This is a genomic window from Clostridium sp. UBA871 (assembly GCF_002295255.1).
Classification (GTDB): Bacteria; Bacillota; Clostridia; order Clostridiales; family Clostridiaceae; genus Clostridium_J; species Clostridium_J sulfidigenes.
Genome location: NZ_DBFV01000002.1, coordinates 56,415 through 78,173, shown reverse-complemented (window position 1 = coordinate 78,173; position 21,759 = coordinate 56,415). Strand labels below are relative to the sequence as shown.

Genomic DNA, 21,759 nt, shown 5'->3' with positions numbered 1-21,759 from the left:
ATTCATATATTTATTACTTTTAAAAGTTTTAAAGATGTATGATATTTTTACAACAGCTTATTTTCTCTTCATCTATATCTTTCACGTTATTTATGAAGAGAATAAGCTTATTCATCATTTTATTTAACTATTAAAAACGTAAAGTGAATAATACAAATGGAGGAAATCTTATGGGACTATATATAAAACAAGGTATTTGTAATTTAAACAAAATATGTAATCAACTTCAAACTAATATACTACTATTTAACATTGTTCATAATAAATTAAATGCTAATGTAATTTACTTTAAAGATACACTTACATTCCTTATAGGCTTAAAAGACAATAATGTTGGATGGCTAATTCCTGTAAATAGATATCAAAACATAAGCATGATGATACCAAATGAATCATTTAAAATAATAAAATATAATTTGGATGCAATAGGACAAGTTTCAGATGGAGAAAAAACTTATACAAAACATACTACTGAACCTTTTTTTCAATCTTTTCTAAATTCTATGATAAACTTAAAATTTGAAGAAAGTAAAATTCCAACAATGACTGACATTCAAAACGGAATACAAAAAACAAAAACAAATGATAAAAAATATGATGATGAAGGTAATAAGCCATATTTTAAAAATTGGCGAAGAAATGGTATTAGAGAAGTAAGTAATAAAAATCTAAATAAAACATACAGAACTTTCGGAAGTGACATAATGGATATATGTATGAAAAATAATATTACTTCTGTTTGGTCAATTAACCCTACTCCTAATAGTTTTGACTTTATAGATAAAGACATTACACTATCACGACTAAACGGAGGCATCAAATTAAATATCAACGAGTAAAATATTTACAAAAACTTAATTAAAAAAATAGTAGGCACATATTAGAAATCTAATAATTTGAATAAAGAAGGCTTATATCAAATTTCAATATATAAGCCTTTTTAATACCTTTTTTAAACCGCCTTTACTTATGGTACGGTTCACCCTTTATTATCCTATATCCCCTATATATCTGTTCTAGAAGCATTACTCTGAACAATTGATGGGGAAAGGTCATTTTAGAAAAACATATTTTATAATTAGCTCTTTTTATAACTTGATCTGATAGACCTAAGCTTCCTCCTATGATAAAAACTAAATTAGAGTTTCCTTCTAATCCACAGTTATCTATGAAATTTGCAAATTCTTCAGATGAAATTTGTTTTCCTTTTAAATCCATGGCTACAACATAAGCATTATCTTTAATTTTTAATAATATGCTTTGACCTTCTTTATCCTTTATTTGAAGTTCTTCCTTTTCTGATGCATTATCTGGTGTTTTCTCATCTTGAAGTTCTATTATTTCAAGCTTACAGTATCTTGATAATCTTTTAGAATATTCATCTATGGCATCTCTTAAATATTTTTCTTTTATTTTTCCTACAGTTATTAATGTTATATTCACTAAACATCCTCCTAATTTTTTAATTTAACTAATAAGTTCATAATACTATTTGAGCAGTAAAATCTCTGAAACCCGCATGAACAGAACAAATAGTTAACTATTTTTCTAGTTTTATAGTTCCATATTTAAATAGTTTTATATTAATCTATTTGTATAGTTTTACAATAAACTATACTAGCACCACACCAATAATACCTATATTTTACTATGAATAATTTAGAATGTCATAGGTAAAATTATAATAGATACTAATTAAATATTATATAGGTGGTGTCTAAATATGAAAAAATTTTTAAAGATTAATTTATTTGCTTTTTTAACTATAATTCTATCCTTTAATTATGTTGTATGTTATGCTACTCCTATTCCAGATGTAAAGTTAATGGTTGATTCTCCAACTGCTTTTGAATTACCAAAATATTTTAGAAAGAGCACAGATAAAATTACTCCTTCAGAAAATATAAATTTGTCTGGTCTAGATAAGCTTAATATTTCTGGTAGTGGTCAATTTTCTAAAACTGGAGTTCCTTTAATGAAGAAGTCTATAGGTAATGTGCCTATAACTATTATTGACTTAAGAGAAGAATCCCATGGATTTATTGATGGGATTCCTGTAAGTTGGCAAAATGCTAACAACGATGCAAATAGAGGCTTAACAGTAAATGAAATCATTGCTGATGAAAACTCTAGATTAAAATCTATCCCACTTAATAAACCTATTGCTTTAGAGGGTTTTAAAGATGTAATTATACCTTCAAAGGTTCAAAATGAAACTGAGCAGTCTGAAGCTTATTCATTATCTTATATTCGTATTCCTGTAACATATAAAAATTTACCTACAGAGGCTATGGTAAATTATTTTATGGAAGTTGTAAAAAATCAACCTGAAGGCAGCTGGCTTCATTTCCATGGCAATGAAGGACTTGAAAGAACTACGACTTTTATGATAATGTACGATATTATGAAAAATTGTAAAGAAGTTAATCTAAATGATATTATTACTCGCCAAGTCTTATTGTCCAAGATGGATAAAAATACTAGTGATAAATTTTATTCAGGAGAAGTTTATAATTTTTTAAATAATTTTTATAATAATTGTAAGTCCAGCGAATCTAACTCTAATAAACAGACTTCATAGAAACTTTAACTGTTATCTCATTACTTTTATTAAATTTATCAAAGCAATCTATTTTACTATGAAAATAACTCACCATATTAATTATGATGAGTTATTTTTAAATTATATATAATATAACTTATATATTACTTTAGTGCTTTAAGAGCTACAGTATTTAATAAGCTCCATGGTTTATTAAAGTGTGGTTGGAAAAAGAAATCTGTCATTGCCAGTTCTTCTATGGTCATGTTATTTTGAATTACTACAGATAGGGTATTCATGTGTTGAGTTAAATCTTCATCAGAAATAATCTGTCCTCCAAGAATTCTTCTTGTAGCTTTGTCATAAACAAGCTTTATGGTTGCTTCCTTATAGGTTGGCATAAATTCTGGTCTATGATTTTCACTAACCATTACTGAGTCAATCTCCATAGATGTGGTTTTCTTAGCAACCTCTTCTGTTAACCCTGTTGATGCTATACATTTATCATATATCTTTATTCCTGAAGTACCTTGGGTTCCCATATACTTAAGAGTTGGGTTTACTAGGTTTTTAGCAACTAAGGTTCCCATTCTTACAGCATTAGTTGCAAGAGGAATATATCTCTTATCCCTTGCTGGATTATATTCTACAACACAGCAATCTCCAGCTGCAAATACATCTTTAACACTAGTTCTCATATATTCATCTATTATTATTGCTCCATTTGGAAGAGTGTCTAATTTTCCTTTTATTAAACTTGTACTTGGTATAAATCCTATGCAAAGTACTACTAAATCTGCTTCACGACTTCCTTTATCAGTTACTACCTTAGATACTATACCATTTTCTCCTTCAAACCTTTGAACTTTTTCACCTAAAGCTAGTTTTACTCCACGTTTTTTAAATTCATTCTCTGCTATATCTGTAAATTCTTTATCAAGATATTTACTCATTATTCTGTCTTCTGCATCAACTAGGGTTACATTTTTACCTTTCATTTCAAAGGCTTCAGCAAGTTCTACCCCTATATATCCAGCTCCTACAACTGTTACATTCTTAGCATCAGCTGATTTTTCTATAATTGTTTTTGCATGACTATAATTTTTACATAGTAATATATTTTTTAAGTTTCTTCCTTCAAAATTAGGAACTATTGGCCACGATCCTAAGGTTAAAATTAATTTATCATATTTTTCTTTTACTATATCACCAGTCTTTAAATTTGTAGCTGTGATTATTTTTTCATCCATATCAATATCAGTTACATCATAATTCATTCTCATGTTTATACCAAGGTTATTTAAATTTTCTGGGGAATTATAAAATAATTTTTCTGGTTCATTTACTACATTAGATACACTTAAAGCAATTCCACAAGAAAGGAAAGATATATTATCATTTCTCTCATAAACTGTAATCTCACTATCTGGGTAAAGTTGTTTTGCATTTACTACCGCTGCTGTTCCTGCGTGTGTACATCCTATTACTGCAATTTTCATAATACATGACCTCCTATAATTTACACCTAAATAAAATTTATTCTTATATTATATTCTAAAAGTTATTTAATTATAATCTCATAACAACGTTTGTTATTTAACAATCATTATCTAATAATATTTTACCTCAAATATCATTTTATTCAACCATGCTATTAGTATATATAGATAGATAAGCTTTCATTCTCTTAACTTTTCTTTAATTTTCATTATTTTTCATATAGTTATAAAAAAGTGCTTTAGCAAAATATTTTAGACTAACTTATTTTGCCAAAGCACTTACTCTAATATTCGTATTTTAATTAATATCCTAATTCCTCATTCAAGAAAATTACATGTATCCTATCCTTATTTCCCTGTCTTCTTATTATAGTATATTCATTGCAAATTCTATCTTCACTTGAACAATCCATACAATGACCTACCTTTACACAAGGAGTAACTTTATTTAATCTTTTGCAATTTGCAGGTGCTGATACTCTTTCATTTCTCTTAATGGCTTCTTCAATATTCTCTACAATTTTATTTATTCCTGCTATGATTATTACTTTATCTGGACCATATAACATAGCTGCTACCCTATTTCCATTGCCATCTACATTGTATAACTCTCCTTTTTCTGTAATTGCATTAGTACTAGTAAAATATACGTCAGCAGAGAAAGTGTTTCTATATAATTTTTTCAAATCATCCTTACTTAACCCATCCTCATATCTGTCTAGGAAATTATATTTTCCACTTCTTAAATAATCAATAACTCCAGTTTCAAATAGGCTCATTGAACCACCACAACTTACTGTATCACCATCATTGGTAAGTTCATTAATTTTCTCAATGAGTTCTTCATGACTATTTACTAAATAGCCATTCATACCATTCTTTTTAAGTGAATTAATTGTACTATTAACCCTACTTTCCTTTAGCCATTTCATATTTTTATCCATAAACAATCCCCCTGTAAATTTATCATATAATTAATTATATCATAGCCATATATAGAATATCTTACAATAATACATATATAAAAAACCCTAATGAATAAAAAATTCACTAGGGCTAATGTTTATATTATTTTCCGCAACATTTCTTGTACTTTTTACCACTTCCACAAGGACATGCATCATTTCTACCTACTTTAACTTCATTTATTACTGTTTTTGATTCTCTCCAAGTTTTTTGTATCTCTTTTCTTTTTTCTGGTGAGAATATTCTATCCCATTGTGATAATGTATAAAGATAGTCTGCTTTAGAATCAAGCATATTGAAGTATAGTTTTTCATAATCTATTTTGAAGCTAACTTCTGAATCACTTTCTATAGCTTCAAGATCTAATTCTTTATCTATACTTTCATTTATTCCATCTAAGAATCCCATAAAGTAAATTTCATTAACGTCAAACTCTTTAACTAATTCAGAGAACTTTCCACTAATAACACCGCCATCAATTGCTAAGGCTTTTGTATATATTGATTTTTCAACCTTTGCATACTCTTTCCAAAATGCAGGTTCTCCATTTTCTTTTACATACTCTACAACATAATTTGTCCAATTGCTATATATGCTCATGTTATTTTCTCCTTCTTTATAACAAAATTTGTTTATCTATTTTATTAATTATAATAAATTTTTATTTATCTTTCAATAATATATTATTTCTGTATTTTTAAAGTAACTATTTCATCCTTGGTAAATGGTTTTGATATATTATAGTTTCCACCTAAACTTTCAACACCTTGATTATTTACTGTAATCATTATTTTACTCACAGATTTCAACTGACTCAAAGAGTTTGATATAGACTTAAGTATTGTTACTTCTTGAACTTCAGACATTTGAAACATAGCTTCTGGGCTTAAATTAATATTTGCTATGCCATCCTTAATAGAAAAACTTAAAAGTCTTGTTTCCTTTGGTAAAATAGGCTTGCTTTTTTCACTAACTTTAGCTGGCCCTTTGATGAGTTCTTGCATGATCATCTCACCTATTAAATCCTCACTATTAATTAGTCTCTCTTCCTTTATGAGCTCGGACTTTTCAGCATCTCCTCCAAAATATAAAGTTATATCAATATAGCCATCATCCTCTGTAGCTCCTTTAGTATTTTCAAGTTTCTCTTTACTTATTATACTTGCCTTATCTTTCTTTATACTCATAGTTTTTGTAAGGTAAATTCCGCCTACAACTAGTGCTATTACAACTACTGTTATTGTTAATACTAAACTAAAGGTCTTCTTTTTCATTCTACACCTCCTATTACTAACCAAACTTTTTATCCGATGGCTACCCACTCTAATACTACCATATTCTTCAAAGTTGGAGTAAAGAGTGGCTACGTCCCTGGATAACGATTTCTAGAGCTTCAAAGAAGCTAAGAACTCTGTTTATATTTCTGATAATATACTATGCCTATCTCTATTGCACATTTTTAATTCTATATCTTTTTCTACGCTAATATTGTTTTCCCTTAATACACTTGCTACAGTTTCATAAGCAAGCTCCGGATAATTATTTGTTTTACTTAGATGCCCTAAGTATATAGTTTTGTGATTTCCTTTTAAAATATCTACTATAGCTTTACCACAATCTTCATTGGATAAATGTCCTTTTGCACTTAGTATTCTTTGCTTTAATGGATATGGATATGGTCCAAATTTAACCATTTCTATATCATGATTACTCTCTATTAAAATCATATCACTATCTTCTAGTGCCATTTTTACTTCTATAGAAAAGTGACCTAAATCAGTAGCTATACAACATGATTTTTTAGAGCCATGTACTCTATAACCTCTAGGGCATACTGCATCGTGAGGTATAGGAAAATTCTCTATGGTCAAATCATTAATTTCAGTAAACTTACCATCAATTATTTTTATATTTTTCTCCTTAATACTTCCGATTTTCCCATCCATGGCTTCCCAGGTGAGACTTGGTGCATATATAGGAATATCGTATTTCCTTGAAAATACTCCGGCCCCTTTAATGTGATCTGAATGTTCATGAGTAATAAATATACCATGTATAGAATTAGGATTTATACCTATGTCCCCTAATTCTTTATCGATAGCCTTACCTGGCATTCCCACATCCACTAGAATGTTACTATTGTTTTCTGATACAAATATACTATTCCCACTGCTACCACTAAATAATGGGCAAAATTTCATAATTATCTCCTCAATCTAGTATCTAAAATACATATAAAACTTATATATTTACTCTTCTAATATCTGCACCTAAAGCTTTAAATTTTTCTTCTATATACAAATATCCTCTATCTATATGCTCAATGCCTTCAACTTCAGTTTTTCCTTGGGCTGAAAGACCTGCAATAACTAAAGCTGCACCTGCTCTTAAATCTGTAGCTTTAACATTAGCTCCAGATAAATTTTTAACTCCATCTATTATAGCTATTCTACCTTCTATTTTAACATTTGCACCCATCTTCTTTAACTCATCTATATGCTTAAATCTTGATTCATATATACTTTCATTTACAATGCTTCTTCCTTGCGCCATAGTTAAAAGAGTACTCATTGGCTGTTGTACATCTGTTGGAAATCCTGGATATGGTAAAGTCTTTATATTTACACCTTTAAGGTTATTTCCACTTCTAACTATAACTTTATCCTCATCTTCTATAACTTCTACACCCATTTCCAAAAGCTTTGCTGAAATAGATTCTAAGTGTTTTGGTATTACATTATTTAATGTAACATCTCCACCACAAGCTGCTGTTGCTATCATAAAGGTTCCAGCTTCAATTTGATCTGGTATAACTGAATAATTACATCCTGAAAGTTCCTCTACTCCAGTAATCTTTATTACATCCGTTCCAGCACCTTTTACATTTGCCCCCATAGTATTTAAGAAGTTGGCCACGTCTACTACATGTGGTTCTTTTGCTGCATTCTCTAAAACTGTAGTTCCTTCCGCAAGAACTGCTGCAAGCATGATATTTATAGTAGCTCCTACGCTAACTACATCAAAATATATAGTTGTTCCAACTAATTTTTCTGCAACCAGATTTACTGCACCATGTTCTATGGTAACTGTAGCTCCTAAGGCTTCAAATCCTTTGATATGCTGATCTATTGGTCTATCTCCAATAGGGCAGCCCCCTGGAAGTTCTACTCTAGCTTTTTTAAATCTAGATAATAATGATCCTAATAAGTAATAGGATGCTCTCATATTCCTTACTTCTGGGATTGTAGCATTGGTTGTTACTATATTTGTGCTATCAATTTTTATTGAATTACAACTTGATTCTACCTTACATCCTAAATATTCTAAAATAATTTCTAAACAATTTATATCTTCTATATTAGGAACATTCTCTATTGTACAAACTCCCTTAGATGCTAAAATTGCTGCTGGTAAAATTGCTACAGCTGCATTTTTTGCGCCATTAATATTTACATTTCCAAATAATGGATTGCCTCCATTTATAACTAATTTTTCCATACAGGTATCATCCTCACTATTTATATAATGTCCATACTTTACATATGTTAACTTAATTCCATGTCTATCTATATCTATGTCAATTAAACCTAATTCTTAAATGTTAAAATCTCATAATTATAATTATATCACAATGTTCGTATATTTTAATAAAAATTTTAAATTTATAAGTGTAATTTTTAATTTTTATTTTTATATACATATAAAAGTAAAAATATAATTAACTATATATGTCTATTATAACCTATTATTATATGTTATAATACTGTTAATTGTAGCGTTAAAGTATTTTATAATGATATAATACTTTATAATAAAAATCTACATTCGGGAGGAAAAAATGAAATATTATTTAGTTGCATTGGTGGATGATAAATCTGTTGATGACATTATATCTATCCAAAAATTTTTAAATAAGAAATATAAGTTGTATAAAAACATATCTAATTTGTACATTCCTCTAGGTTCTGTCTCTAATACAGAGCTTGATAAATTAGATGAGATAATCTCAAAAATTTTATCTCCTTATAAAAAATTTAAAGTTGGAATTGATAATGACATTTTCATTAACGATACATCTAATACCGTAAACTTAAAAGTTAAAGATAAAGGATACATAAACAAGATATCTAGAAGCATGTTTGACATGTTTAATACTCATGGTATAAGTGTTAAAGATTTCTCAACACTATCCTATTTTAACATGCCTATTTCTAATGCTAACAACGCAATTAGAAAGGCTTATTCAAATGACTTATTTACCTTAGATGAAAATAAAGATAAAACTGATTTGTTTAATTTTACTAAGATAAATAAAATCGAGATTTGGAAACAACTCAACAATAGAAGGGATACCTTAGTTAAAAGTTATGATTTAAAAGAGTTTTAATATTAAAAACAATTTCTTTTCTATGATTTTAACTTTATAATTAATAAAATTAAGCGAAGATATACCCCTTAAATTTTAAATAATTATATCCATATTAGGGTAAGCTATCTTTAAAAGGATGGTGAAAGTTTTTATGTTGGGTATAATTTTCTCAATAATTGCAGGGGTAACTATGAGTGTTCAAGGTGTATTTAATACAGAACTCTCAAAAAAAATTGGACTATGGGAGACCACAGTATTAACCCAAGCTATTGCACTTATAACTGCCCTAATAGTGTTATTCTTTGCAGGTGACGGTACCTTTAGAAATTTAAAAGATGCTAACAAACTTTACCTTTTGGCCGGAGTATTGGGTGCTGTTATTACGTTTACAGTAATTAAGGGTATGTCTAGTCTTGGTCCGGCTATAGCTGTAGCAACTATTCTTATTGCCCAACTTATTGCAGCTGCACTTATCAATCATTTTGGTTGGTTTGGCTCTACTGAAGCTGGATATGGAATACGAGAATGCATCGGTGTTGTCATAATGATAGTTGGAATTATAGTTTTTAAATGGAAAGGATAGCTTCTATCTTTTCTATTTTTTCGTAAGGAGTTTTAACTGTTCTCAAATAGAAATCTTTTTTCATATAAATCGAATTATTAAATCTTAAATTATTATTAATAGGAGGTAGACTATGGATTTTAAACAATTAGAAGCATTTATTACAGTGTCTAAACTTAGAAGTTTTTCTAAGGCTGCAAATGCTATTTACCTATCTCAACCTACTATAAGTTCTCATATTTCTAGTTTAGAAAAAGAACTTAATATTCAATTATTTGATAGAACATCTAAGGAAGTTAATCTTACACCTGTAGGAGAATCTTTTCTACAATATGCTAATGATATTATAAATTTAAGGAATAATGCTATCACCGATCTATCTAACTTCAATAATAATATTACTGGTGTCTTAAACATTGCTGCTAGCACTACTCCATGCAATTCCTTACTACCTACTCTTGTTTCAACCTTTAGTGAACTCTACTCAAACGTTAAATTTAACATTAAAGAACAAGGTTCTGTATCTATAATTAAAGATATTATAGATCTTAAATGTGAAATTGGTTTAGTTGGTACAATCATAGATAATTCAAAAATAAATAGTTATAAGATAATGGAAGATGAACTTGTTATTGTTTCTAATCCTAAATTAAATTTACCTGAAACTATTTCTATTGATGATTTAATAAAATATCCTTTTATAATAAGAGAAAAAGAATCTGCCACTCGACATACTTTAGAATCTCAGCTTCATGCTAACAAAATAGATCCTAAGAAATTAAAAGTTCTTTGTGAGGTAAATAGTGTACATGCTCAACTTAAACTTATTAATCTAGGATTAGGAATTTCTATAATTAGTAAAAGCCTATGTGATGATGGCTTTATTAGTGGTAACATGTGTATAAGTCGAGTAGAAAATGTAGACTTAAGAAGAGATCTTTTCTTAATAGTAAGTTCTAAAAGAACTCTTACTCCTATTGCAAGAGCATTTTTCTCTATGTGTAAGAACATATATAATTTATAATAAAATTTACAAAGCTTTAAAAGCTAAGATTAGAATATAAAAATTCTTAATCTTAGCTTTTATTTTTATAATAAATAAAAGCTTTAACAAATACTCCTAGTTTACATATACTAATAAGTGTAATAAGTATATAAGGAGTATTTTATGCTTTTTAATAAAAAACTTGATCCAACTCTCAAAAATGTGATGGATAATGATATTTATAATAGATATAGAATAATAATTAAATATGGTAGCATTAAAAATTCAATAGAGAAAAACATTAAATCCTCAAAAGGTGAAGTCTTGTATAATATTAAATCCTTGCATTGTTTATGTGTACTTGCTACCAAAAGAGCTATTAAAAGAATTATAGAGCTTCCGGAAGTCAAATATATATGCATTGACGACATAGCATTTTTATGCAACAAAAATATCCTTCATGCCAATGGAATTTTTTTAGACAATAAAAGATTTGAAGTGTTAAAAAATAAAGAGGTTTCCGGTAAAGGCATAGGTATTGGTATTATTGATAGCGGCGTGTATCCACATATAGATTTATCTACCCCATCAAATAAAGTAAAAAAATTTATTGATATAATTAATGGTTCAACATACCCTTATGATGACAATGGTCATGGGACTTTTATTTCTGGATTAATATGTGGAGAAGGTACAAATAAAAAAGTAAAACAGCATGGCATTGCTGTTAATAGCCATTTAGTTATGGTAAAAGCCTTTAATAAGCTTGGTAAAGGGTATATTTCAGCTACTTTATTTGCTTTGGAATGTTTATATAATAGTATTGATGAATTTAATATAAAAATAGTATGTGCACCTTTTGAAATAACTACTTTAAATAAGTTTATTTTATCTCTATATGATAAAATTTTTACTATACTTAGAAATAAAAACATAATAATAGTTGTACCTGCTGGTAATAATGAAGATAAAGAAGATACTATAAAAGGTATTGCTCTATCTGATAAAGTGCTTACAATAGGTGGAATAGATACAAATTCTACTTATAAAATAAGTGATTATTCCTGTTGCGGCTCTAATAAAATATTAAAAAAACCTGATTTTGTTGCTGCCAGTGATGATATTATATCTTTAAACACTGACTGTAATTATATATCTGAGAAAGATGGTGAAAAAATATATCCCCCACCTCTTACATCACCTTATACTATTCGTAGTGGAACCTCTATATCCTGTGCTTTTATAGCAGGTATCTGTGCACTATTATTTGAAATAAACAACGAGTTTACCTTTGATGATATATATACTTTATTGAGAATAAATTCAACCTTGATAAATGATAAAAAATATAAACAAGGTAATGGATATATAAATATTAACAACTTAATTGGTACTGATTTGTCTTCTATTTTAATTAATAAGGATAATAAAAATAAGCATAAACATAAAAAGTAAAGCACCCTCATTTACATGGGTGCTTTACTTTTTTATATTAATTTATCATTTAATAATTCATTTCTTAACATATCTAAAATATTTATAGTAGATTTTTCTCTTATTTCTTGCCTATCTCCAGAAAGGTTTAATTCTTTTGTTGTAACCTTGCCTTTATAATATAATCCTATATATACTCTTCCTACTGGTTTCTCAGCAGTTCCTCCACCTGGACCTGCTACTCCTGTAGTTGATATTCCTATATCAGCTCCTGAAGTCTTCGCTATTCCTTCAGCCATTTGAGCTGCTACCTGATGGCTAACAGCTCCAAATTTCTCAAGAGTTTCTCTTTTTACGTTAATTCTATTGATTTTGGCTTCATTACTATAGGTTACTACTCCTTCAAGTAAACTTTTTGATATACCAGGATAGTTAATTAATCTTGCTACAACCATTCCTCCTGTACATGATTCTGCAGTAGAAATAGTTAAACCCTTATTAACTAGCATTTCTCCTATTGCATCTTCTAGAGCGATCTCTCCTTCTCCATATATACTATCATTTATCATAATTAATATTAATCAGAATTCATAAGTAAATTATAACTTCTGATTAAATTTCTCCCCCCTTAGTTAAACACATTTTCTAAGTTTTTAAATACATCTTTATTTTCTTTAATCTTACCATCATTACCAAGAACCACTATATAATTCATCTTCATAACATCTGCTACTAATTTTGAGAAGTTATTAATATCCTTAACTGTAGTAGATAACACTTCTTTTCTTTCCTGCTGTCTATCCGCCTTAGATATTCTTCTTATATAATAGCTAACTGCTGCATCTCCTGCCATGGATGGAGTTAATTGCATATCTAGTTCACTTATAGTTCCTATAATGTATTTTAGCATCTCTCTATCTGTAGTTGTAAAATTATCCAAGTATTTAGCTGCATTATCATAAGTCTTTAAGGTCTCTTTTATATTAGGGTCTCTATAACTAGCAAACATAAAATTACCACTTCTCACTACATTAGCAAAAGCTCCATAAGCTCCACCCTGTACTCTAACTTTATTCCATAGATAATCCATGCCAATTATAGTTTTTAGCACTAATAACTTTCCTGTGTATTCATATCCTAATTTTTTATAGTTATATCCCTTTGCCACATATTGAACATTAGATGGAGTAAGCATTCCTTCATTTTTGTTTTCTTCATGGAAACTATACTTATTAATTTGTACTTCTTCATCAGATAATACTTCTAATATCTCTGAAACATTCTTCTTTACAGCACTAACTTCTTCATCTTTACCAGTTACTGCCACTATTAAACTATTTTTATTAAATACCTTATTCATTATAGCTTGAAATTTCAAAATAACACTATCTATTCTATCATCAAAGTTATTTTCTATCTCCTTTAAGAATTTATAATACTCATATCCTGAAGTTTTTTCTATATATTCATAAGCAGGAGAGAAATAAGCTCCTAATCTTGTAGTTGCAACTTGATGTCCTCTATCCATAAGCTTCATTTCTATTCTTGATATTAAAACTCTTATAAGTTCTCTTATTCTCTTTTTATCTTCAAAGGATGTATTCTTAATTATATCTGCCAATATTTCTAAAGCTCTTGGAACTCTATCTACTACTACACTACAATGTCCTTCAAGGTAAGTACTATATCTAAGGACATCTTTACTATCGCCATATACTTCATTTTTAAAATATATTCCACCTGTATTAATTAGTATTTCATTAGATAAATCTACATAACTATAGGTTTTAGTATTAATTTTGCCTAGTAGTGTGGTTAATAGACTTAGATAGGAAATATCTTCTTGTGCTATGGTTCTGTTATCAAACATAAAATCTAAGTAAGCAATTTTACTTGTAAATGCATCATGATGAAGTAGCTTCACTCCGGAAGCATCCTCCTCTATAACACTCAATTCTTCAACTTTCTGGTCTATATCATCTATAGATAATACTGGTATTGTTTCTAATATTTCCTCTGGATCAGGAGTATTTTGTCTATTTATTAAAGACTTTGTTTCATTAATTATGTCTTGTATTTCCTCAACAGACAGATTTTCTTTATATTCCTTTAATCCACTTCTTAATTTTTTATCCTTTTCATCTGCTAAACCCCTTTTAGGCGCTAATACTATTAATGAGCTATGATTATTGTTTAATATATATTTTTCAATTAGTTGTTCAAAATAATTTGAAGTTAGTGCTTTCTTTATTTTTTCCATATTTTTTTCATATTTTAAGTGAATTAAAGGATCTCCATCATGTAGCCAGCTATCCATAACTGTCATATAATAGAATAACCCTTTAGGCATGCCCTGAAAATCTGCTTCTCTTAACTTAAATTCTGTAATGTTTATGCATGCCTCTATTAGTTTTTTATCAATTCCATTTTTAACTAAAGATTTTAATGTATCAAACACTACATTCTTAAATTCTTCTTTTTTATTTGCATCACTATTTTTAAGTACTATACTAAATACCGGTTGTAAAATCCCATTATCAAAACTTCCATATACATCCTTTCCTAGATTAGCATCAAGGATTGCTTGTTTTAATGGAGCTCCTTGAGTTTCTAATAAAAGATATTCTAAAACACTTAGACTAATATATAATTCATCATTAGTACATTCTCCAGTAACAAAGTTTAATGCCATGAAAGTTTTTTCATCTTCATTATCTTCATTAGAAATAGAGTATTCTGTTACAACCTCTTTCATTTCTTTAAAAGGCTTCTCTGGTAATATTTCAGCATCAATATCCTTTTTTTCAAAATTGCTTAAGTAATTGTCATTAATAAATGCTAATCTTTCATCTAAGTTTCCATCTCCATATAAGAATATATAGCTGTTAGATGGATGGTAGTATTTACTATGAAATCCTAAAAACTCCTCTTCAGTTAAATCTGGTATGAATTCTGGATCTCCACCTGATTCAAATCCATAGGTATTATGTTCAAATAAAGATTTTTGAATTCCTCTCATTAACACTCCATCTGGTGATGAAAAGGCTCCTTTCATTTCATTATAAACTACACCCTTATAAGTTAGCTCATCTTCAGCATTTTCTAATTCATAATGCCAACCTTCTTGCATTAAAATTTCCTTTGTATTATATATATTAGGATAAAACACTGCATCTAAATATACATCCATTAAATTAAAAAAGTCCTTTTCATTTTTACTTGCTAGTGGATATATAGTTTTATCACTAAAGGTCATAGCATTTAGAAATGTATTTAATGATCCTTTTATAAGTTCTACAAAGGGCTCTTTTGTAGGAAATTTGCGTGAACCACATAATACACTATGCTCTAATATATGAGCAACTCCAGTATCATCGCTTGGTGGTGTTTTAAACCCTATTGCAAATACTTTGTTAGAATCATCATTTTCCAGATGTAATAATTTTGCCCCCGTTTTTTCATGTGTAAAAACTCTAGCTATAGAATTTATTTCTTCAACCTTTTCTTCTCTATGCAACTTAAATCCATGATATATTTTTCCTAAATTATAATTCATCTTTCTCCTCCTGCTATTTTATTGTTTTATCTTTTAATAGTACTACTATTATTTATCTCCCAAACTTTAATATTCATTATTATATTTTAATATAAATTTTAAATAACTTATAAGTACCTTTCCCTATGGAAAAGCGCTATAACTCCTACTTAAAGTATATCTTATATATACTATATATAAAAATATATACTTTTAAGTTTTTATTAATTATCTATTTATGATAAAAGGTATGAAACTAGCTCTCTAATTTCATACCTATAAATTTAATATTATTGATATTCTTTTAGGATTGGAACAATTATTTTACCTAAAGTATTAATAAAATTTAATTCATCATAAGTAAACTCCTTATGATTAATTGATGCTGTTAAGTATATTACTCCAATTATATTTATTTTGTCTTTTAATAAAACTATAATATTAGATTTTAAATCAGGAATGTTTTTAATTTCATCATATTCATCTATGCAATCCCAGTCTACTCCACAAATATTTTCTCCTGAATTTATTGTAGCCTTAATCTTATTGTATTTACGTATTTCATCAAATTCATCCAGTGTTTCATCTATAGTTTTAGAGTATCTATTGACTAATTCCCCTTGTTTTATGGTAAACAATGTACATGAATCTGCTTCAACAATTTCTGTAATTCTATTAATTGTAATGGCAATTTTTTCATCTACATTTCCCTCTGAATTAATTAAATCTATGAATTCAATTAAAGTTGATACATTCTTATAGTCTTGATTTTCACTACCTACAAATATACCACTTAATTTATTTGTAGTGCTTATTTTAGAACCATAGGATTCTTCCCATACTCTAGTAGCATTACGACCACTATTTTTAGCTGCATATAAAGCTTGGTCTGTTTTTTCAATAAGCTCTTCATAGGTAGTCGTATGATTAGGATAATTAGCTACGCCTAAACTTACCGTTACTACTCTTTTATCTCCCATAACTTTTGCCTGATAAATTTTCACTCTAATTCTTTCAGCTATACTCTTAGCTTCCTCTATGCCTGTATTAGGTAATACTATAATAAATTCTTCTCCACCATATCTTCCTACTGCATCATCTTGTCTTATATTTTTTATAATTACTTCACATATCTTACTTAATACTTGGTCACCCATTCTATGTCCAAAGGTATCATTAATGGTTTTAAATTTATCTATATCTACCATTATAGTTGAAAATTCAGAGTTAAAATTAAAAGATCTGTCTATCTGTTCATGAATAAATGATTCTAAATACCTTCTTGTTAATGTCTTAGTCAACTTGTCTATAGTAGAATTTCTTTTTATATTAAGTTTATCAATTATCATATACAAGATTTTACCTATAGTTACACACTGGTGCATTGTCTCCTCATTTATGTTATTTAATTTCCTTTTACTTTCCACATATACATATCCTAACACATCATGATTATAATCATATTTACTCATACCTCTACTGTTTTTAGAAATTTGAGTTATTGGTATACACATAGCTGCTTTTATATCATTTTCGATATCATAACTTAGTATATTCCCATTGGCATCACAAATAACTTTTCTACTTAACCTAATAGGTATTCCCTTATTTCTAGCTATGTTAACTATAGACATATCATTTGGGAGTTCTACATCATTTCCATCACTTGACACTATAGAAAATCTATTATTATTCTCGATTATTATATTAGTTTTCGTTGCTAAACTAATATAACTTATATATTTGCATATGATGTCCATACTTTCTTGACTATTTCCACATAAGTTATTTAGTAAGTCCTCAATACTATCAATATCTGTAAGATAATCCTTAGATGAATCCTTTAAGGATTTTATAAATTCTTCATTTACAAAATCACTCTCTAATATAATTTGAAATAAATCTTCAATATTTTCTGTTGTATTAATATTTATTTGGTCTAACTTTATTCCTTTTCTTTGATTATAGTAACTTTTTATTTGTAATAGTATTCGAAAGCAATCCACCATGTTTCCTTGATTCTGTAAAAAAGATTTTCTATAGTTCTTAGGAATTTGCAATAATATATCCTGTATTATATCACAGGCCTCTGAAATATATAACGCTGCTTTAGCCCTATCTCCATTCTCATAATAGGTATATCCTATTTTATAATATATTTTCCAGGATAAATTAGAATTTTTAATATCCTTATATTGAGCTAATGCCTCTTCTAAGGCATCTATAGGCATACATTTATCTATAACAGCTTCAATATATATTAAAGTCAATTTATTAAGATCAGACTTTATTTCATGTTCAAACTTTTTAATGTAATAAAATATTTCTGTAGCTACACTATTTAAATCTTGATTTAAAAGTTGTAAAACTCCATCGGATAACATTGACACCCTTAAATCTACATATAATATCTTTTCACTAGCCTCAATTACATCTTCTATACTTTTCATTTTTCTCTCTAAGAGTATCTTGTTTATAATACAAAGTAGCTCCATTTTATATTTCATTAAAGAATTCGTATTATCAAAAGCCTTTTTACCTTCTAATAAATAATCCATAGCTTTTTGTCTATTACCAATTAAGGAATTTATATAATATTCCAATATATAGTATGGAACTAATTCTTGCTCAAAAATTGAATTCCTTTCTATATATTTGTTGCATATATCTATATATCTAAAACATTCAGAATACTTTCCTTGTTTATATAATGTAGATGCCATATATACATAATTATAAAAATTCATATATATTAATTCATTTTGAGTAGCTATATTAGAGGCCTTATTTAAACACCTATATGCTTCATCATAATTTACTAAAACATAACTAAAAAATCCCATATTAGATAAAGCTATTACTTCATAAAACTTGTTTTGTTCAATCTTACTTATTTCATAAAGCCTATCAAACCAACTCAGTGCTTCATCACCATATTGATAATAATCACCATATATAACTCCAATGCTATTATATATTCTAGGTAGTGCCTTAGTATAGTTCTTTTCATAACATTCAGTAACTGTTCCTTTTAATATCTTTAAAGCTTCTTCTTCCTTACATTGGGCAATCAGTGCATTACAATAGCTATTATAGAAACCAACTTTATAATCCATATGCTCTTCTTTACAAAGGCTTATTCCTTCCTTACATACATCTTTAATCTTCTCATACTTTCCAGTATTATATGAATTTCTTACTATTATTCTTAAGTATTCTATAGTACCTTTTAAATAATCTACATTTTCTAGTGCTTTTGATATTTTCTTAGTATAGTGCTCAATCTCTTCTTCCATACACAAATCTATGTATATCCAGATCATTTCTACCATAATATCTATATTAGTAATTATCTTATCCTGAAACTTACATAGTTCTTGAGCTTTAATATAATATTCTAATGCTACACTTTTTTCAGATATACTATTGTATAACTTACCTAAATTCATATTAGTTTCTATTTCATCATTAATAAATTCATCTCGATTTTGAAACTTATCAATGATTTGAAGAATCTTAAAACTATATCTTATAGCTTCATTCACACTGTTTATATTCTCTAATCTCTGCTCGTTCTTCTTATAGTAGTATATAAGTTTTCTACTAAGCCCTAAAATCTCAAGATGATAGATAAGTTCTTCTATATAGATATTTAATTCATCATAGCAATATCGTTCAAGTACTACTACAATTTTCCTATGAATATCTTCTTTTATAGATCGCTCTAAATCCTTATATAGATAACTTCTTAAAAATTTATTATAAAAGGTATACACAAATCCATTATCGCCTATGGAACTATATAATATACCCTTGGCAACCAACTGGGCAACTACATTATCTACATCACTTTCATTTGTTGTAAGTACATCTTTTAATACTCTTACTGGCATTGGTGTATAAAAAAATGAAATTATATATAAAATTTCATAGGATAGTTTGTCTACATCTTTTAATTGGGCTTCACAGACCTTTTCCATATTCACTGGCATATACATATCATGGTTATCAGGCTTATACCATCTACCATTTTCTTCGTTTAAATATATGATTTCTCTATTACATAAATCCTTTAAGGACTCTTCAATGAATAATGGATTTCCCATTGAATATTTATAAAATCTACTTATAAATTCATCGGATATCTTCTCAACATTTAATATATTTCTTAGCATCTTTGCAGAATTGCTCTCTGTTAATGATCTAAGGTGAACATTTAACGCAACTTTATCTGCAATGTATTCAATAAACTGTGTAAAATTATTATTATTAAGGCAATCACCATCCCTATATCCAATAATAATAAGCACATTAGTCCTAAAATAGGTTTTGTTCAACATATATTGAATTAAATTTAGTGTTAATGTATCATACATATTCATATCATCTATGATAATTACCCCTGGGTTATCATAGTAATACTCTTGTAAAAATGATGATATCTTAGCTATAAGTATAAGTCTTTCTTTATTTTCTAGTTTAAAATATCCTAAATTTTCATTATTATTATCTCCATAAATGTCTGGAGCTAGCAGCATTATTTCTTTCTTATATTTACTAATTAAATTTTTATCTGCAATACTCACTATTTTTCTTAATAACTGTGCAATAGTAACCTTCGTAGATTCTTCTTTATTACTTTTCATATAAAAACATCTAAGTCTTTTATTTTCTTTAACATTCATAATGTATTTTATGTGTTTTAATAACCGAGTCTTACCTATTCCTATTTCACCATGAATTAATATAATATTTTTAGTTTCATGATATTTAACTATATGATTTATGGACTCCATAATCATTTTTAGCTCTTCATCTCTACCTATTAATGGGATATTAAAATTTAATTCTCTTTTTTCACTATTAATTTGATATTTAAAGTTCATGTTATATATGGAATTAACTTGTTTAATAATATCAAAAATACTATTTATTGAGTTATCTCTACTACTACATAGTTTATCTATTAAATTATATAGTTTTACTCCAAATAACTCTTTATATTCTTGCCCTTCATTACTTTCCATGTGTTTTATAATTATTTTACAAGTTTTAGAATCCCTATATCTTCCTTTATTTTTTAATGAAATATTAATTAATATTTCACATAATCTATTTATATAGTATCTTTCTTCTTTAAATTTATTAGAAGTAACCTCTTCTATGTCTTCTGAATAACTAGCTATGCCTGTTTCTCTTGATTGTAAAAGTGCGGTTAATTTATCTTTTAATTTAACTTTAAAATCTAAACTTACATATATATTGTCATCACTAAATGGAACTACTTTCATATAATTGTAACTTTGATTATGTGCTACTACACATATTTCTAAAAATACTTTAATTAATATTTCTTCAGAAATGCCTTCTACAGCATCTAGCAATAACTTGTAATCACTATATACTTCTGTAGTGTAATAATAATTATCCATCTTATCCTTGTTATCTACACTGTTTACTACACCAAAATCTAAAATTCTTATAACATCATTTTTTATAGTGGGTATTTTTTCATATTCAGATATACAATAATTAATTATTTTATTTTCTATATTAGAATTATTTACAACATAAATGTTTACCATAGACATGTTATTATATATGTCTATGGCTTCATATACAGAATAAATTCTATTTTGGTTTAATAATTCCACTATTTTATATCTTTCATTAATTATCTTCATATTTAGTACCTACCTAATTAAAATAATATTAAGTTTAATGTAGATTATTGTTAAATAACTCATAACTATCTATCTTTATTACATATTATACCATACGACACCATAATAATGTACTTATACATTTTCTTAATGACAAAATAATTTCTTGTATTTTTAGACAAAAATCTTCAATTTAATATTAAA

At 27.5% G+C, this 21,759-nt stretch carries 15 protein-coding genes and 1 pseudogene; 6 read left to right on the top strand and 10 right to left on the bottom strand.

The features are described 5' to 3' along the window. The first annotated feature begins 170 nt into the window (after positions 1-170). A complete protein-coding gene (locus B3086_RS00465) occupies positions 171-839 on the top strand; it encodes a DUF6037 family protein (protein WP_346892563.1) in 669 nt (222 codons plus the stop codon). Positions 840-963: 124 nt separating this feature from the next. Here B3086_RS00465 and rlmH read toward each other — a convergent pair whose 3' ends face one another. Then, positions 964-1,443: a 23S rRNA (pseudouridine(1915)-N(3))-methyltransferase RlmH gene (gene rlmH, locus B3086_RS00460; RefSeq protein WP_346849206.1), complete on the bottom strand. Its 480-nt coding sequence runs from the start codon at positions 1,441-1,443 to the stop codon at positions 964-966. 280 nt (positions 1,444-1,723) lie between these two features. Here rlmH and B3086_RS00455 point away from each other — a divergent pair, with 280 nt between their 5' ends. Beyond that, positions 1,724-2,581, top strand: coding sequence for a fused DSP-PTPase phosphatase/NAD kinase-like protein (locus tag B3086_RS00455; protein WP_346849205.1), 858 nt, complete (start codon positions 1,724-1,726; stop codon positions 2,579-2,581). A 125-nt stretch (positions 2,582-2,706) separates the two neighbouring features. On the opposite strand, the gene B3086_RS00450 is transcribed toward B3086_RS00455, so the two are convergent. The 6 genes from B3086_RS00450 to B3086_RS00425 form a co-directional block, all read right to left on the bottom strand. Continuing rightward, positions 2,707-4,041: an FAD-dependent oxidoreductase gene (locus tag B3086_RS00450; RefSeq protein ID WP_346849204.1), complete on the bottom strand. Its 1,335-nt coding sequence runs from the start codon at positions 4,039-4,041 to the stop codon at positions 2,707-2,709. 302 nt (positions 4,042-4,343) lie between these two features. After that, positions 4,344-4,985, bottom strand: a complete 642-nt coding sequence (locus tag B3086_RS00445) for a lactate utilization protein (RefSeq protein ID WP_346849203.1) — start codon at positions 4,983-4,985, stop codon at positions 4,344-4,346. A 124-nt stretch (positions 4,986-5,109) separates the two neighbouring features. Further along, positions 5,110-5,607 (bottom strand): SEC-C metal-binding domain-containing protein, encoded by a 498-nt coding sequence (locus B3086_RS00440; RefSeq protein ID WP_035134596.1) that lies wholly within the window; start codon positions 5,605-5,607, stop codon positions 5,110-5,112. Between the two features lie 83 nt (positions 5,608-5,690). Continuing rightward, on the bottom strand, positions 5,691-6,281 hold the full coding sequence (locus B3086_RS00435) for a GerMN domain-containing protein (protein WP_346849202.1): 591 nt from the start codon (positions 6,279-6,281) through the stop codon (positions 5,691-5,693). Between the two features lie 141 nt (positions 6,282-6,422). Further along, positions 6,423-7,208: an MBL fold metallo-hydrolase gene (locus tag B3086_RS00430; RefSeq protein WP_346849201.1), complete on the bottom strand. Its 786-nt coding sequence runs from the start codon at positions 7,206-7,208 to the stop codon at positions 6,423-6,425. A gap of 40 nt (positions 7,209-7,248) precedes the next feature. Next, on the bottom strand, positions 7,249-8,505 hold the full coding sequence (locus B3086_RS00425; protein ID WP_150844350.1) for a UDP-N-acetylglucosamine 1-carboxyvinyltransferase: 1,257 nt from the start codon (positions 8,503-8,505) through the stop codon (positions 7,249-7,251). 340 nt (positions 8,506-8,845) lie between these two features. Here B3086_RS00425 and B3086_RS00420 point away from each other — a divergent pair, with 340 nt between their 5' ends. From B3086_RS00420 to B3086_RS00405, 4 genes are all read left to right on the top strand, one after another. Then, positions 8,846-9,394 carry a hypothetical protein gene (locus B3086_RS00420; protein WP_346849200.1) on the top strand — a complete coding sequence of 183 codons (549 nt, stop codon included), beginning with the start codon at positions 8,846-8,848 and terminating at the stop codon, positions 9,392-9,394. Between the two features lie 133 nt (positions 9,395-9,527). Next, entirely contained in the window at positions 9,528-9,959 is a 432-nt protein-coding gene (locus tag B3086_RS00415; RefSeq protein WP_346849199.1) for a DMT family transporter, read from the top strand. Positions 9,960-10,071: 112 nt separating this feature from the next. After that, the gene (locus B3086_RS00410; protein ID WP_346849198.1) at positions 10,072-10,962 is read left to right on the top strand and encodes a selenium metabolism-associated LysR family transcriptional regulator; all 891 of its coding nucleotides are present in this window, start codon (positions 10,072-10,074) and stop codon (positions 10,960-10,962) included. A 144-nt stretch (positions 10,963-11,106) separates the two neighbouring features. Next, positions 11,107-12,378 carry a S8 family serine peptidase gene (locus B3086_RS00405; protein WP_346849197.1) on the top strand — a complete coding sequence of 424 codons (1,272 nt, stop codon included), beginning with the start codon at positions 11,107-11,109 and terminating at the stop codon, positions 12,376-12,378. A 32-nt stretch (positions 12,379-12,410) separates the two neighbouring features. On the opposite strand, the pseudogene B3086_RS00400 reads toward B3086_RS00405, so the two are convergent. The 3 genes and pseudogenes from B3086_RS00400 to B3086_RS00390 form a co-directional block, all read right to left on the bottom strand. Then, positions 12,411-12,923 (bottom strand): annotated as a pseudogene (locus tag B3086_RS00400) (nicotinamide-nucleotide amidohydrolase family protein); the annotation flags it as partial. 62 nt (positions 12,924-12,985) lie between these two features. Then, positions 12,986-15,913, bottom strand: a complete 2,928-nt coding sequence (locus tag B3086_RS00395; RefSeq protein WP_346892561.1) for an insulinase family protein — start codon at positions 15,911-15,913, stop codon at positions 12,986-12,988. 269 nt (positions 15,914-16,182) lie between these two features. Then, complete coding sequence (locus B3086_RS00390) at positions 16,183-21,576, bottom strand: diguanylate cyclase (protein WP_346849195.1); 5,394 nt, start codon at positions 21,574-21,576, stop codon at positions 16,183-16,185. Between the last annotated feature and the right edge of the window lie 183 nt (positions 21,577-21,759).